The organism is Mesorhizobium sp. M0239 (assembly GCF_040321815.1).
Lineage (GTDB): Bacteria > Pseudomonadota > Alphaproteobacteria > Rhizobiales > Rhizobiaceae > Mesorhizobium.
On the sequence record NZ_JAMYSG010000012.1, the window covers coordinates 21,857 to 37,290 of the forward strand.

10 protein-coding genes are annotated in these 15,434 nt (G+C 65.4%); 3 read left to right on the top strand and 7 right to left on the bottom strand.

Annotation, left to right across the window (positions count from 1 at the left end; translation table 11 throughout):
- The first annotated feature begins 209 nt into the window (after positions 1-209).
- Positions 210-2,873: an ATP-dependent helicase gene (locus NKI99_RS14390; RefSeq protein ID WP_352611242.1), complete on the top strand. Its 2,664-nt coding sequence runs from the start codon at positions 210-212 to the stop codon at positions 2,871-2,873.
- Between the two features lie 287 nt (positions 2,874-3,160).
- Here the strand turns inward: NKI99_RS14390 and NKI99_RS14395 are convergent, their stop codons facing one another.
- From NKI99_RS14395 to NKI99_RS14415, 5 genes are all read right to left on the bottom strand, one after another.
- Positions 3,161-4,210 (bottom strand): ABC transporter permease, encoded by a 1,050-nt coding sequence (locus tag NKI99_RS14395; RefSeq protein ID WP_127293063.1) that lies wholly within the window; start codon positions 4,208-4,210, stop codon positions 3,161-3,163.
- Positions 4,207-5,004: an ATP-binding cassette domain-containing protein gene (locus tag NKI99_RS14400; RefSeq protein WP_352611244.1), complete on the bottom strand. Its 798-nt coding sequence runs from the start codon at positions 5,002-5,004 to the stop codon at positions 4,207-4,209. The genes NKI99_RS14395 and NKI99_RS14400 overlap by 4 nt, the downstream gene beginning before the upstream one ends.
- An 88-nt stretch (positions 5,005-5,092) precedes the next feature.
- Positions 5,093-6,106: a substrate-binding domain-containing protein gene (locus tag NKI99_RS14405; RefSeq protein WP_352611246.1), complete on the bottom strand. Its 1,014-nt coding sequence runs from the start codon at positions 6,104-6,106 to the stop codon at positions 5,093-5,095.
- A 103-nt stretch (positions 6,107-6,209) separates the two neighbouring features.
- Complete coding sequence (locus NKI99_RS14410) at positions 6,210-7,118, bottom strand: sugar phosphate isomerase/epimerase family protein (protein WP_352611248.1); 909 nt, start codon at positions 7,116-7,118, stop codon at positions 6,210-6,212.
- The gene (locus NKI99_RS14415) at positions 7,115-8,146 is read right to left on the bottom strand and encodes a Gfo/Idh/MocA family protein (RefSeq protein WP_352611250.1); all 1,032 of its coding nucleotides are present in this window, start codon (positions 8,144-8,146) and stop codon (positions 7,115-7,117) included. Before NKI99_RS14415 ends, NKI99_RS14410 begins: the two co-directional genes overlap by 4 nt.
- 197 nt (positions 8,147-8,343) lie before the next feature.
- On the opposite strand from NKI99_RS14415, the gene NKI99_RS14420 reads away from it, so the two are divergent.
- Complete coding sequence (locus NKI99_RS14420) at positions 8,344-9,369, top strand: LacI family DNA-binding transcriptional regulator (protein ID WP_128303515.1); 1,026 nt, start codon at positions 8,344-8,346, stop codon at positions 9,367-9,369.
- Between the two features lie 141 nt (positions 9,370-9,510).
- On the opposite strand, the gene NKI99_RS14425 is transcribed toward NKI99_RS14420, so the two are convergent.
- Entirely contained in the window at positions 9,511-11,064 is a 1,554-nt protein-coding gene (locus NKI99_RS14425) for a trimethylamine methyltransferase family protein (RefSeq protein WP_352611252.1), read from the bottom strand.
- 12 nt (positions 11,065-11,076) lie between these two features.
- On the bottom strand, positions 11,077-13,488 hold the full coding sequence (locus NKI99_RS14430; protein WP_352611253.1) for a GcvT family protein: 2,412 nt from the start codon (positions 13,486-13,488) through the stop codon (positions 11,077-11,079).
- A 218-nt stretch (positions 13,489-13,706) separates the two neighbouring features.
- Here NKI99_RS14430 and NKI99_RS14435 point away from each other — a divergent pair, with 218 nt between their 5' ends.
- On the top strand, positions 13,707-15,185 hold the full coding sequence (locus NKI99_RS14435) for an esterase-like activity of phytase family protein (RefSeq protein ID WP_128303512.1): 1,479 nt from the start codon (positions 13,707-13,709) through the stop codon (positions 15,183-15,185).
- Positions 15,186-15,434: the final 249 nt, after the last annotated feature.

Consider the following 15,434-nt stretch of genomic DNA (forward strand, 5'->3'; position numbering starts at 1 on the left):
CAACCCGGCATTGCGTCGCTGCCCGAAGCACAACTTTCTCCTGACGGTCCCGCCTGTCAAGCACGGGCCTCAAGCGCAGGCGGTAATGGTCCATCGCAATTGGAATAACATCGACCGCAGTGGGAGCGCGGGGCAGCAATCGGGCACTTTAGCGGAACAAAACGTAGACAGTTCTGGTCTTTCCCCACCGAATCACTACATTCGGGGCAATGTCCGGCTTTTCCGAAGACATGCCCTTTTTCGACGAACCCAATGCGCGGCCCACGGCCCCGTCGGGCATCGCCGCGCGCGCCATGGCTGCCCGCAGCGGCCACAACAACGCGCCCGACTATCTCAAGGGGCTGAACCCCGAGCAACGGCTGGCGGTGGAAACCACCGAAGGCCCGGTTCTGGTGCTGGCCGGAGCCGGCACCGGCAAGACCCGCGTGCTCACCACGCGCATCGCTCACATCCTCGCCACCGGCAAGGCGTTCCCGTCGCAGATCCTCGCGGTGACCTTTACCAACAAGGCCGCGCGCGAGATGAAGATCCGCATCGGCGTGCTGATCGGCGAAGGCAATGTCGAGGGCATGCCATGGCTCGGCACCTTCCACTCGATTGGAGTGAAGCTGCTTCGCCGCCATGCTGAACTCGCCGGTTTGCGCTCCGATTTCACCATCCTCGACACCGACGACGTCGTGCGGCTGATCAAGCAGCTGATCCAGGCCGAAGGTCTGGACGACAAGCGCTGGCCGGCCAAGCAGTTCGCCCAGATGATCGACGGCTGGAAGAACAAGGGGCAAGGCCCGGCCGACATCGCCGAGGGCGATGCGCGCGCCTTCGCCAACGGCAAGGGCCGCGAGCTCTACAAGGCCTATCAGGAGCGGCTGAAGACGCTGAACGCATGCGATTTCGGCGACCTGCTCTGCCACCCGATCCGCATCTTCCGCGCCAATCCGGACGTGCTCAAGGAATACCATAAGCGCTTCAAATACATCCTCGTCGACGAGTACCAGGACACCAACACCGCCCAGTACATGTGGCTGCGGCTCCTGGCGCAAAGGCCGGATGCCGGGCGCAAGCCTTCGGCGACTAATCTCCAATCGGCCGAAGGCCGCAAGGACGACCGTCCGTCCGAGCCGTTGCGAGGCCCCCGCGGAGGGCCCGCGCCGGCAGGCGCGGAACAGCCCGTGAGCGTGAATATATGCTGCGTCGGCGATGACGACCAATCCATCTATGGCTGGCGCGGCGCCGAGGTCGACAACATCCTGCGCTTCGACAAGGATTTTCCCGGCGCCACCATCATCCGGCTGGAGCGCAACTACCGCTCGACCGCGCACATACTGGGGGCCGCCTCCCACCTCATAGCCCACAATGAGGGCCGCTTCGGCAAGACGCTGTTCACCGACCGCAACGAGCCGGAGGACGGCAAGGTGCATGTCCACGCCGCCTGGGATTCCGAGGAAGAAGCGCGCGCCGTCGGCGAGACCATCGAGACCTACCAGCGGCAAAAGCACAATCTCAACGACATGGCGATCCTGGTCCGCGCGTCCTTCCAGATGCGCGAATTCGAGGATCGTTTCGTCACGCTCGGTCTCAACTACCGCGTCATCGGCGGCCCGCGTTTCTACGAGCGCATGGAGATCCGCGATGCGCTGGCCTTCTTCCGCGTGGTGGCGCAAGGCGCCGACGACCTCGCCTTCGAGCGCATCGTCAATGTGCCCAAGCGCGGCCTTGGTGAAGCCACCATCCGCCAGATCCACGACACGGCCCGCGCGCTGCGCATCCCAATGCTGGAAGCCGCCGCCAAGCTCGCCGAAAGCGACGAGTTGAAGCCGAAGCCGCGCGCCGCCTTGCGCGAAGTCGCGGCCAATTTCGAACGCTGGCAGAAGGCGCTGGAAACCACGCCGCACACCGAACTCGCCGAGACCATTCTCGAAGAGAGCGGCTACACCGACATGTGGAAGAACGACCGCTCGGTTGAAGCCCCCGGCCGGCTGGAGAACCTGAAAGAGCTGATCCGCTCGATGGAGGAGTATGAATCGCTGCGCTCCTTCCTCGAGCATGTCGCACTGGTCATGGACGCTGAGCAGAACGCCGGGCTCGACGCCGTCTCGATCATGACGCTGCATTCGGCCAAGGGCCTCGAATTCGAGACCGTCTTCCTGCCCGGCTGGGAAGAAGGTCTGTTCCCGCACCAGCGAGCGCTGGACGAAGGCGGCCGCTCCGGGCTGGAGGAAGAGCGCCGGCTTGCCTATGTCGGCCTGACTCGCGCCAAGAAGAACCTGCATCTGTGGTTCGTCTCCAACCGCCGCATCCACGGCCTGTGGCAGTCGACCATCCCGTCGCGCTTTCTCGACGAACTGCCGGAAGCCCATGTCGAGGTCGCCGAAAGCGGCAACTCCTATGGCGGCTACGGCAACTCCTACGGCGGCGGTTCTTTTGCCTCCGGCCGCGGCGGCCAGGGCGCAGGACGGCAGAACCCCTATGGCGCCTCGCGCTTCGACAATGTCGGCGCCGACACCGAAAAATCCGGCGCCTTCTCCAACACCTATGCGACGCCGGGCTGGCAGCGCGCGCAGGCCAACCGCACCGAAGCCACCGACCGCAACTGGGGCTCGCGCTCCGGCCACCAGGTCGAGCGCATCGGCTATGGCGAGACCGATTCCGGCTACGGCGCCGGCCGCACCTCGGTCAAAGGCCGCACCATCGACGGCGAACTGGTCGCCAAATCCGTGGCCGACACGCCATCGCCCTTCAATGTCGGCGACCGCGTCTTCCACCAGAAATTCGGCAACGGCAACATTTCCGCGATCGAAGGCAACAAGCTGACCATCGACTTCGACAAGGCCGGCCAGAAGCGCGTGCTGGACGGGTTCGTCGCGGCGGTGTGAGCGCCCGCTTGCCCTACAAGCGACCATTCTCTGGCGGAAGCCCCACCTTCGTCATCCACGGGCGGAGCAGGAGCGTAGCGACGCGGCGCAGACCCGAGGATCCATGCCGGGACTCAAACGCGTCACCACGGTGCAGAATTCTGCTCCGCTGCATTCCTGGGCGAAGGTCGCGGCATGGATCCTCGGGTCTTCGCGACGGAGCTGCGCTCCTGCTTCGCCCGTGGATGACGAAGTGATTGATGTGTCCGCCAATCGTCAAGGCATGCGGTTCGCCAACGAAACAGCCCTCACCGATACCTTGCCTGGTTCCACTTATGCCCGAGCAGCGACAGGATGATGATCAGGCCGTTGAAGAACTGGACGTAGAAACCGCTGAGGCCCGCCGCGACGACGCCGGTCTGGATGAACGACACGGTGACGGCGCCGATGGCGCCGCCGACCACGGTGCCGATGCCGCCCCAGGTCGGCGTGCCGCCGACGAACACCGAGGCCAGCACCGGCAAGAGATAGCCATCGCCGGCGGTCGGCCACCAGGTGAAGTTGATCATCACCGAGAAGGTGCCGGCGAGCGCCGCACCGATGCCGACGAAGACGAACACTTTCACCCGCACGCGCTTGACGTCGATGCCCATTTGCTGGGCGCTGTCGGGATTGTCGCCCACCACCCTCACCTGCGCGCCGAAGCGATGCCTGTTATAGAGCATCGCCGACAGTACGACGAAGCCGATGGCCCAGAAGATCTGCACCGGAATGCCCAGGAGCTGGCTTGAGAAGATCGTGTAGGCCCAGCTGTCGCTGAGGCTGGTCAGCGCCATCGACTTGCCTTCGTTGATGATCTGGATCAGGCCGCGCAGCAGGAAATTCATGCCGAGCGTGGCGATCAGCGATGACAGTCCGCCATAGACGACCAGCGAGCCTACCAGGAAGCCGAGCAGCATGCCGGTGACGAGCGCCGCGGCGATGCCGAGAAACGGATCGTAGCCGGCCTGCACGACCAGCGCGAAGACCCATGAGGCAAAACCCATCGTCGCCGGAAACGACAGGTCGATCTCGCCGCAGGTGACGACGAACACCAGCGGCACCACCACGAACAGCGCCACCGGCAGCGTCGTCAGCACCGAGCGGTAGAGATACCAGGTGGTGAAGACGGTCGGGTTCGCGATCATGAACACCGCCATCATGACGATGAACACGGCGAGCGTGCCGAGCGCGGCACGGTTGTCGAGGATGAAGCCGCGCATCCAGTGATCGGATGGGTGTTTCCACTCTTTCTGGGCACTGGGGCGGGGAATGCCGGCGGACGGCTCGTGCAGATCGGGCTCCATGGTCTTGCTCATCGTGCTCTCTGCTCCGCGTCGCCGGCATCGTGCAGCCCGGCCAATCCGCCGGGATGCGCGACCTCTTCCATGAAGTTGATGAGATCTTCGGCCGACTTGACCTCGCTGCGGTCGGTCGTCAGTGCGACCTTGCCGCGGTCGAGCACGACGAAGCGGTCGGCGATGTCGAAGACATGATGGATGTTGTGGCCGATGAACAGGATCGAGCGGCCGCTCGCCCGCACCTGGCGCACGAAATGGAACACCTTGGCGGTTTCGGTCAGCGACAAGGCCGTCGTCGGTTCGTCGAGGACGATCAACTCCGCCTGCTTGTAGATGGCGCGGGCGATCGCCACGCCCTGGCGCTCGCCGCCGGACAGCTGGCCGACGATCGACTGCGGCGTGAACACTTTCGAGGTGAAGCCGATCTCGCGCATCAAACGGCTCGCCTCCTCGATCTCCTTGTTGACCCTGAGAAAGCCCATGAAGCCGGTCAGCTCGCGGCCCATGAAGATGTTGCGAACGATGGTCTGCTGCACGGCCAGCGCCCGGTCCTGGAACACCGTCTCGATGCCGGCCTCGCGGGAACGCGCGGCGCTCCATGCGGTGACCGGCTTGCCGCGCACGAGGATTTCGCCGCTGGTCGGCTTGACCACGCCGGACAGGATCTTGATCAGTGTCGACTTGCCGGCGCCATTGTCGCCGAGCAGGCCGACGACCTCGCCGCGGTCGACGCTGAGATTGACCCCGCCCAGTGCATAGACCTGGCCATAGGATTTGCTGATGTCGCGCAGTTCGATGAGGCGTTCTGCCATCGGATCCTCGCTTTGATTGTCTCGTGCCGGCTTCGTCGCCAGCGGTCCCGCCGCCGGGGCCTGAGATCCCGGCCGGCGGCTTGGGAGGTCAGCGCAGCGCCTGCTTGGCGAGCTCAGCGACGATCTCGTAATTTTCGGGCGTGACGAAGCCGGCGCCGGTGTCGACATTCATCGGCGCCAGCCCCAGCACCACCTGCTGGCAGAGGCTGAGGATCGGCAGGTAGCCCTGCAGGAACGGCTGCTGGTCGGCGGTCAATTGCACCCAGCCGCCCTTGAAGCCCTCGACGATCTGCGGGCTGGTGTCGAAGCCGAAGTTGAAGATCTCGCCCGCCTTGCGTCCGGCCGCCTGCATGTAGGTCGAGACATTGCCGAGCATCTGCCCGCCGGGATAGCCGACCGCCTTGACGTCGGGATTGTTGAGCAGCGCCGCGGTGATCACCGGAATGGCCAGATTGGGATCGGACGCCCATTCGCCGCTCGGCGGTGAGGACAACTGGATGACCTCGACGCCGGCTTCCTTGAGCGCTGCCACCGTGCCGCGCTCGCGCGCGCCGCGACTTTCGTTTTCGAACGGGCCGATCATGATCGCCTTGTCACCGGCCTTCAGCTTGCCCAGCTTGAACGCCTCGGCGCCGAGCGCGCGGCCCTGCTGTTCCTGCTGGGCGCCGATATAGCCGCCGCCGAATGCCGCCATCACCTTCGGCACCGGCACGTTCTGATACATCATCTTGATGCCGTCCTTGTGCGCCTGTTCGGCGAGCGGCATGATCGACGCGTCGCCCGGATGGCCCATCATGGCGATGCCGTTGGGCTTGACCGCGACGGCCTCGCGCAGTTGCTGCACCATCTTTTCGATGTCCCACTGGGAGAAGATGTAGTCGACCTTCGGCCCGAGATCGGCCTCTGCCTGCTTGGCGCCATTGTAGACGATGGTGCCGAAAGCGTCGCCCTCGGCGCCGCCGACGAAGAAGCGGATGTGGACGTCCTTGCACCATTTGGCGTCGAGCGCCTGCGCAGGCAAGGTGGAGATCGCGGCGGCAAGCACCGTGGCGGCGGCCACGACGGTCGAGCGCAGAACTGTCCTTCTCATCGTCATGCTCATGCACTTATCCTCCCTTTTTGTCCTCGCAAGCGAGGGGTTTCGACATTCGCTTCGTCAATGTGCGTTGCAGACATCCCGGCCGGCTCCTCCCGCCGGCCGATCCTCACATCGGGTTCGGCAGGTAGCTGGCCCCTCCCCGGCATTGCTTGAGATATTCCAGCGCCCGCACCTGGCCGGTGATCTCGAGGTCGCCGCGATAGACCGGGTCGTGCCAGCCTTCGATGTCGATGGCGCCCTTGTAGCCGGCCAGTCGCAATTCGCTGATCACCCGCGTCCAGTCGCTGTCGCCGAAACCGGGCGTGCGCATCTGCACGAAGGGCAGTCGGCCGAACACGCCATGCTCGCGGATCACGTCCCAACGCACCGTCGCGTCCTTGCCGTGGACGTGGAAGATGCGCGGCGCCCATTTGCGGATCTGCGGCATCGGGTCGATCAGATAGACGAGCTGGTGGCAGGGCTCCCATTCCAGTCCGAGATTGTCGTCGGGCACTTCGTTGAACATCAGCTCCCAGGCGTCCGGATTGTGGGCAATGTTCCAGTCGCCGGCGGCCCAGTTGCCGTCCATGGCGCAGTTCTCGAACGCGATGCGCACGCCCTTGTCGGCGGCACGCCTGGCCAACGGTCCCCAGACCTCCTTGAAGCGCGGCAGGCTGTCCGTCAGCTTCTTGCCGCGCAGGCGGCCGGTGAAGCCGCTGACCATCGAGGTGCCGAACAGATGCGCATTGTCGATCACCGTCTCCCAGGCCTTGAGCACGCCGCGGTCGACCTCGCCGTCTTCCAGCGGATTGCCGAACACGCCCAGCGAGGACACGATGACGTCGGCATCGCCGATCGCCTCGCGGATCTGGCCGGCGAGAAGCGGCAGGTCCTTGCCGCCAAGCGTCTGCCAGAAGAAGGGTTGGATGCTCTCGAAGCCGAGCGGCAGGATCTGTTTGACGTAAGCCGCCGGGTCGTCGAGATTGGCCCGCACCATGGTGCCGATCCGGATGTCGAGAAGCGGGTTCGGCGTCATTGTGCGTCCTCTGCGATCGCCACGCGGCGGCCGGTATCGGCGCTTTCGATGGCGCCAAAAACCATGGCCAGGCTCTTGATGTTGTCGGCGCCGCGCGTTTCCGGCTCGGTGCCGGTCTCGATGGCGTGCACGAAATCCTGGAGAATGCCGAGATGGCCGCCGACGCGATCGGACGCATCAAGCGGCGGCACCGTGATCGGCTGGGTTTTGTCGAACATTCCGTCGCGGCCCGGCATCACTGCTTCTGCCCTCAGCTCGTCATGACCGTCCCAGATGAGGCTGCCGCGCTCGGCGACGATGCGCCAGCTGCCTTCCCAGCTGGTGCGGAAGCCGGCGGCGCACCAGCTGCCGGCATAGGTGAAGACCTTGCCGCGGCCGAGATCGAAGACGGCGCTGGCCGACGATCCCTGCCGGTACCAGGAATTGGCCGGCTCCCATTCCTGGCAATGGACATTGGCCGGCTCGCCGGCGACCATGTAGCGGGCGGCGTCGAAGGTGTGGATCGCCATGTCGAGCAGCAGCACATGCGCCATCTCCTCGCGAAAGCCGCCGAAATGCGGCGCGACGAAGAAGTCGGCGTGGATGCTGGTCGGCGTACCAATGGCGCCGGAATCCAGGAATCTGCGGATGCGCCTGACATTGGCGACATAGCGGCGGTTCTGCACGACGGCGTGAATGCGCCCGGCGCGGCGCGCGGCCTCGACGATGGCGCGCGCATTTTCCGGACTGTCGGCGAGCGGCTTTTCCGTCAGCAGATGGCAATTGTGGGCAAAAGCGGAAAAAGCGACTTCGCGCCGGGCGGCTGGAACCACCACGTCGAACACCGCTTGCGGTTTGGTCTGGTCGAGCACGGCGTCGAGATTGCTGCCGATGACAGCATTGGTGAGGTCGTATTCGCGCGCCCTCGCCCGTGCCCTGTCGGCATCGAGATCCACGAGGCCGACAAGGGTGAGCCCGTGGATCTGCCTGATGGCATCGAGCCAGGCCTTGCTCATCGCTCCGCAGCCGACCAGGACGACATCGATCATCCAGCGCTCCTCCTCCGCTCGGTCCCTCCAGGCCGATCGTCACGGCATCTACGGCAGGACCGTAAACGTTTTTCCGTAAACGTTTACGAGAACACACCCGGAGGCGTAGAATGTCAATTGGCCCTTGGCGAAATTCGTCTTGCCGCCTTGGCCTGAGCGGCTACCGGTGCTAGCCAAGCAAGGGGGAGAACAGTCTCTTGGCGTCCAGCATTCACGACCTTGCCCGTCACTTGAACATATCGATCGGCACGGTGTCGCGAGCGCTGAACGGCCGCGCCGATGTAAATGCCGACACGCGCCAGCGCGTGCTCGAGGCGGCCAGGACGCTCAACTATTCGCCGAACCAGTCCGGCCGCAGCCTGAGGCAAGGCGCCACCCATTCGATCGCGTTCATGCTGCAGCCGCATCCCGGTGACCAGCAATATGGCGAGCCGTTCTTCATTCCATTCCTGATCGGGCTGCAGGCCAGGCTTGCCGAAAGCGGGCTCGACCTGACCGTGGTCATGGGGGCGCCGGGCGACTACCAGCAGGAGCGCCTGCGCCGTGTCGTCGAAACGCGCCGCGCCGACGCGGTGCTGCTGGCCTGGACGCGGCGCGAGGACGAGCGCATCGACTATCTCACGCAAGCCGGCTTTCCCTTCGCCACGCTCGGCCGCAGTCGCTCCGGGGCCAAGTCCTATCCTTCCCTCGACCTCGATTTCGAGAAGGCCGGCGCCGACGCCGTCGACCGCCTGGTGGCGCGCGGCCACCGCCGCATCGCCGCCGTCCGTCCGTCGCTCGACCTCAACTTCGGCTATTTGTTCCTGGCCGGCTACCGCAAGGCCCTGAAGCGGCACGGCATCGAGATCGACCCCGAGCTGATCGCCTCCGGCTTCATCAACGAGGCCGGCGGCTACGAGGTGACGCCTCAGGTGATGCGCTCCAAGGCCCCGCCGACCGCCATCATCTTCAACAATGATGCAATGGCGCTGGGCGGCTGCAAGGCGCTGGCCGAGATGGGCATCAGGCCGGGTCAAGACATGGCGGTGACCGTCATCGTCGACACGCCGCTCTGCCGCTATTTTTCCCCGGCGCTGACCGCCTTCCGCCCGGCGCTGGAGCCAATGGGACAACGCCTCGCCGAAATGCTGCTGGCGTCGCTTCCCGCCTTCGCCGGCCCGGAGGGGCCGCGGATCATCCGCGAGGTCTGGCCGCTGGAGCTGGTCGCACGCGACAGCGATTGATGGTGGCAGCAGGACCGCCGATGTCGTCCTCCCCTCAAACAGCACATCGGTGCCGCAGTGCACCGGCCGCAACCTTGAATGCGCGGGAGGCGCTGTAGGCTCCGGATCGCGCCACAACCAGGGCGATCAGCGAGAGCGGCCTTAAGACACCGGCGCCGCTCCGCCCTCTGCCGTGCGCCGCGCGATAAACTCATCCAGCACGCCGGCGGTGGCGGCAGCCGTTGCCGGCGGCGCGAAATCGGCAAGCACCCGCCTCCAGACACCGGTGGCGCGCTCGCTCGCCGTCTTCGAGCCGCTCTGCGTCCAGTTGCCGAAATTCGACCAGTCGGCCACCAGCGGTTCGTAGAAGGCGGTGCGGTAGCGCGCCATGGTGTGGCCGGCCGAGAAGAAGTGGCCGCCCGGCTGCACCTCGGCGATCGCCTCGAAGCCGATCGTATCGGTGTCGCCGGGCGTCGCGGCACAAAGTTCAGCCACCGTCTGCAGCGCCTCGATGTCGGTGATCAGCTTCTCGAAGGAGACACTGAGGCCGCCCTCCAGCCAGCCGGCGGCATGGATGCACATCGTCGCCCCAGCCAGCACCGAACCCCACAGCGCGAACTGCGTTTCGTGCGCGGCCTGCGCATCCGAGATGTTTGCGGCACTGCCGCCGCCGGACCGCCACGGCAGCCCGGTGAAGCGCGCCAGCTGACCGGCGCCCAGCGTCGCCTTGACATGCTCGGGCGTACCGAAGGCTGGCGCGCCGGATTTCATGTCGACATTGGAGGAGAACGAGCCATAGACGACCGGCGCACCCGGCCGCACGATCTGCGCCAGCGTCAGCCCGGCCAGCGCTTCGGCGTGCTGCAGCGTCAACGCGCCGGCCACCGTGATCGGCGCCATGGCGCCTGCCAGGCAGAACGGCGTGATGACGGAGATTTGGCCCGCGCGGGCGAAATCGATGATGCCTTGCGCCATCGGGATGTCGAGCTGGCGCGGCGAGTTGGTGTTGATGACGGTGTAGCAATATGCATTTGCCAGAAACTCGTCCTGCGACAGGCCGCGCGCCAGACGAAGCATCTCGAACCCGTCCTCGACTTGCGGCGTGCCGCGCGCGAAGACGAACGGGAGCTTGTCCGACAGCGTCAGCTGCGCGCGGTTGACGGCATAGTGCCGAAAGCGGTTGTCGACATCCTGCGGTTCGATGCAGGGCCCCAGCATATGCAGCACGTCGAAATGCTGCACCAGCCGCATGAGATCCTCGAAATCCGCCAGTGTTCCCGGCCGCCGGCCGCGCTCGAGATCGGTGACGTTCGGCGCCCCGCACCCGGCCAGGAAGGTCATCGAGCCGAGCTCCAGCATCAGATCGCGGGCGCGCGAACCGGCATGAGCGTGGATCGATCTCGGCGCCGAGGCGAGTGCCGCCGTCACCATGTCGCGCCCGATGCGCACCATGTCGGTGTCCGGATCGACCAGGGCGCCGGCGCTGGCGAAAAGCTCACGCGCCTGCGGCAGCAGCACCTTGATGCCGAGCTCTTCCAGCACCCGCAGCGCGGTGTCGTGAATCGCGGCCACCTGATCGTCCGAAAAGATCGGCTGCGGCAGGAACGGGTTCTTCAGCGAATGGTAATTCGGCCGGCGGCTGCTTTCGCTGCCGGCCTCGCCCGTGCGTCCACGCCGGCGTTCGCGCCTGCCATCCCGTGCCGCGTCATCGACCATCGGAAATCCTCCTCATTGCCGCATTGCCTTGCCCTCGGGATCGTAGGGCGAGGCCGCGATGACGCGTGCCGGCCGCTCGACGCCCACAATGTGCACCGAAAGCGCCGTCCCCTCCTCGGCAAAATCGTCGTCCACCAACGCCAGTGCGACGCTCTTGCCGATCGTGTAACCAAATCCGCCCGAGGTGACGAAACCGACGCGCCGACTGTCATGCCAGACTGGCTCGAAACCGCTGGCATCGGCATCAATAGCGTCGATCTCCAGCGTCACGATCCGTTGCGAGGCACCGGCGTCGCGCTCCTTCAACGCCGCTTCGCGACCGGTGAAGTCACCCTTGCCGAAAGCGATGAAGCGGTCGAGACCGGTCTGGCCTGGGGTATAGCCCTGCGTGAATTCCCGCGACCAGATGCCGAAGCTTTTTTCCAGTCGCAATGCGTTGAGCGCGTAATAGCCGATTTCGGCCAAGCCGAGATCCTCGCCAGCGCCCAGCAGCGTGTCGCGCAGAGTGGCATGCATGGTCACGGGGCAACTGATTTCGAAGCCGAGTTCGCCTGATATCGACAGCCGCGCAACACGTGCCTGCACCATGCCGATATCAAATGCGCCGCAGGCCATGAACGGCAGCGCTGCGCCGGAAACATCCTGATGCGTCGTTCGCTCCAGTATTTTGCGCGCGTTCGGCCCGGTCAGCAGAAAGCCGCTCATCGTGTCGGACAGGTCGGCGACGGTGACGCCTTCAGCCGCATGGCTCTCGAACCAGCGCATGTGGAATTCCCGGAGATAGTAGGAGCCCATCAGCCAATAGCTGCCGCCGCCCCAGTTGAAGACGGTGAGGTCGCCCTTCAGCCGTCCGTCAAGACCGAGCATTGGCGCCAGGCCGGCCCGTCCGGGTTTCGGCAGCTTGCAGGCGAGCAGCCGGTCGAGCCAGGCTTCCGCACCTGGCCCCGCCACCGCATAGCGCGAATAGGCCGAGATATCGACGAGACCGGCGGCGCGCCGCACCTGCAGCGCCTCGTCGCCGACGATGTCGAAGGCGTTGGAGCGCCGCAGCGTCGTGTTCTCGGCAAATCCCATCGGCGCGAAATAGGCCGGGATTTCCAGCCCCCAGGAAGCCGTCCATTCGCATCCCGCGGCCGTCATGCCGTCATAGGCGCCGGGGCGTTTCAGCGGCCGGCCGGCGGGCAGCCGTTCATTGGGAAAGGTCATGACGAAGCGGCGCGAATAGAACTGGCGCGTGGTCTGCTTGAGATATTCCCGGTTGGCGGCGAAGGCGCCGTAGCGGGCGATGTCCATGCCAAAAATGTCGGCCTGCGGTTCGCCGTAAATCATCCATTCGGCCAGCGACTTGCCGACGCCGCCGCCCTGGCTGAAACCGGCCATGACGCCGCAGGCGACCCAGTAATTCTTCAGCCCCCGCACCGGCCCGACAATCGGATTGCCGTCCGGGGTGAAGGTGAAGGCACCGTTGACCCATTTGCGGATGCCGGCAGTCGCCAGGCAAGGGAAGCGCTCATGCGCCTTGGCGAGTTCCGGGCTGATGCGATCGATGTCTTCCGGGATCAGCTCGATGCCGTAGTCCCATGGCGCACCATCCATGTTCCAGTGCTTCGGATTCTGCTCGTAAACGCCCAGCAGCACGCCCTTGCGCTCCTGCCGGAGATACGAAAAGCCATCGAGATCGACGGCGATGCCGATTTCCCTGTCCAGCGCCGCGATCTCGGGAATGTCCTCAGTGATGAAATAATGGTGCTCCATCGGCGTCACCGGCAGGTCGACGCCGGCCATGCGGCCGAGCTGCTTTGCCCACAGCCCGCCGGCATTGACGACATGCTCGGCGATGATGGTGCCCTGCTCCGTGATGACATCCCAGCGACCGTCGGCGCGCGGCTTCAACTCGACGACCCGGTTGCGCAGGATGATGTCGGCGCCGCGCTTCTTCGCAGCACCCGCATAGGCATGCGTCGTGCCGTACGGGTCGAGATGGCCTTCGTTGGAATCATGCAGCCCGCCAAGCACACCGGTGACGTCGACGATCGGGCAGATCGTCTTGATCTCATCGGGCGTTACCAACCTAGCGGTCTCGATGCCGACCGACTGGAACACCGCCCAGGCCGATTTCAGCCACTCCCAGCGCGCGGGATCGCTGGCGATGTTGACGCCGCCCTTCATGTGCAGGCCGATATCCCAGCCGGATTCGGCCTCGATCTCCCGGTAGAGATTGATGGTGTAGTCCTGCAGCGCCGCCACGTTGGGATCCGCGTTGAGCGAATGGAAGCCTGCCGCCGCGTGCCACGTCGAACCGGCCGTCAGTTCGGCGCGCTCGATCAGCGCCACATCCCTCCAGCCGAACCGCGTCAGGTGATAGAGCACCGAGGCTCCAACCACGCCACCTCCGATGACGACTGCGCGGTAGTGCGACTTCAAGGCTTCCCCTCCACGGTTAGTCCGAAGGCTGGAGCATATATTCACTGGACATAAGTGTCTAGTGCCGCGCGCGCGCATCGTTTTTCGTCGACCGCCGGCATGCACCGCGCGCTGTCACGTAAGCATCATGTTCGCGCCGTAGACCGCGTTTCGGGGAGGCCTGCGCGGCATCATCGATGTCGCGCCTCGCGGCACATCCGTCACAAAGAGGATTATCCATGAAACACCTGTACCGAACCGCGTCGCTCGGCGTCGCGCTGGCCTTGTTCACCGCCTTGACGCCGGCGCTCGCCGACAGCACCGCGACCGTCGGCGGCCTCGTCAACAAGGGGCTGGTCGGTGTCGGCCGCATCCCGGCCGCTCAGCGCGACAAGTTCGGCGAGACCTTCGGCTCGGGCTCCGGCATGGCGATCGACACATCAGGCTGGACGCACGGCGCCGATGGTTACAAGGGTTCGCTCTGGCTGCTGCCCGACCGCGGCTACAATGTCGTCGGCACCACCGACTACCGGCCGCGCCTCAACACCATCGGCATAGAATTCATGCCGACCGCATTGGGTGCCGCACCCGCTGCCGGCCAGGAGCAGACGGGCGTCAAGGCGACGCTCGCCGACACCATGCTGCTCACCGACGACAAGGGCGCTGATGCCACCGGCCTCGACCCGCTCAACGGCGTGCGCGCGGCAAGCGGCGACATGCCGATCCTGCCGCAAGCCGACAATGGCAAGCTGGCGCTCGACAACGAGGCGATCGTGCGGCTGCCCGACGGTTCGATGTTCATCTCCGACGAATACGGCCCGAACATCTATCGGTTTTCCGCCGACGGGCATCTGCTGTCGGCAACCCAGCCACCGGCCGCCCTCGTGCCGATGCGCCACGGCACGCCGAACTTCGCCTCGGACAATCCGGGACCCGGTGCCGCCGAGCCCGATCCGAAGGATCCCGAAACCGGCCGCCAGAACAACCAAGGCCTCGAAGGCATGGCAATGACGCCAGACGGCAAGTTCCTGATCGCCGTGCTGCAGTCGGCGCCCCGGCAGGACGGCGGCGATTCGCCCGCCACGCGCCAGAACACCCGCGCCCTGGTCTACGACGCATCCGACCTCGGCCATCTCAAGCTGGCGCATGAGTATGTCGTGCCGCTGCCGGTGTTCAAGGATGCCAAGGGCAAGACCAAGGTCGCCGCGCAGAGCGAGATCGTGGCACTGTCGGATCAGACCTTCCTGATGCTGGCGCGCGACAGCGGCAACGGCCAGGGGCTGAAGGGCCACACCTCGCTCTATCGCCAGGTCAACGTCGTCGACCTATCCACCGCGACCGACATCGCCGGCGGCGCCTTCGACGCCGCTGACAAGCCGGTCGCCCCCAAGGGCGTCGTCGACCCATCGGTGACACCGGCCAAGCTGACGCCATTCATCGACATCAACGACAGTGCCGAGCTCGGCCGCTTCGGCCTGCACAATGGCGCGCCCAACGACCAGGATAACCTGTCCGAGAAGTGGGAGGCGATGTCAGTGGTCAGCGTTCTGGATCCGAAGCTGCCCGACGACTACTTCCTGTTCGTCGCCAACGACAACGACTTCCTCGCCCAGGACGGTTTTCAGGTCGGCGCGCCCTACAAGGCCGAAGACGGCGCCAATGTCGACACCATGTTCCTGGTCTATCAGGTCACGCTGCCGGGTCTGGCCAAGAAGTAACCACCACTGCCCGGGCGGGCGCGCTTGGCGCGTCCGCTGGGGCTCGCGGCTGGGCATGAACGGGGCAGCGGCCTTTCAACCGTGCGGCGCGTTCGCAAGGGTGCATCTCGGTCCCGCCTGCGATATCATCGTGGACTGGATCCCAAATCACCATCTGCCGAGCTGCCCGCCATGGACGAAAAAATGCCCGCGCGCCGGCGCACCGGCGACCTGACCAGCGGCCCGATCCCGCGCACGCTTCTGCTGTTC

Excerpts from the sequence above, each read along its gene's own strand:
- NKI99_RS14390 (WP_352611242.1), top strand. The coding sequence starts at position 210 with ATGTCCGGCTTTTCCGAAGACATGCCCTTTTTCGACGAACCCAATGCG.
- NKI99_RS14395 (WP_127293063.1), bottom strand. The coding sequence starts at position 4,210 with ATGAGCAAGACCATGGAGCCCGATCTGCACGAGCCGTCCGCCGGCATT.
- NKI99_RS14400 (WP_352611244.1), bottom strand. The coding sequence starts at position 5,004 with ATGGCAGAACGCCTCATCGAACTGCGCGACATCAGCAAATCCTATGGC.
- NKI99_RS14405 (WP_352611246.1), bottom strand. The coding sequence starts at position 6,106 with ATGAGCATGACGATGAGAAGGACAGTTCTGCGCTCGACCGTCGTGGCC.
- NKI99_RS14410 (WP_352611248.1), bottom strand. The coding sequence starts at position 7,118 with ATGACGCCGAACCCGCTTCTCGACATCCGGATCGGCACCATGGTGCGG.
- NKI99_RS14415 (WP_352611250.1), bottom strand. The coding sequence starts at position 8,146 with ATGATCGATGTCGTCCTGGTCGGCTGCGGAGCGATGAGCAAGGCCTGG.
- NKI99_RS14425 (WP_352611252.1), bottom strand. The coding sequence starts at position 11,064 with ATGGTCGATGACGCGGCACGGGATGGCAGGCGCGAACGCCGGCGTGGA.
- NKI99_RS14435 (WP_128303512.1), top strand. The coding sequence starts at position 13,707 with ATGAAACACCTGTACCGAACCGCGTCGCTCGGCGTCGCGCTGGCCTTG.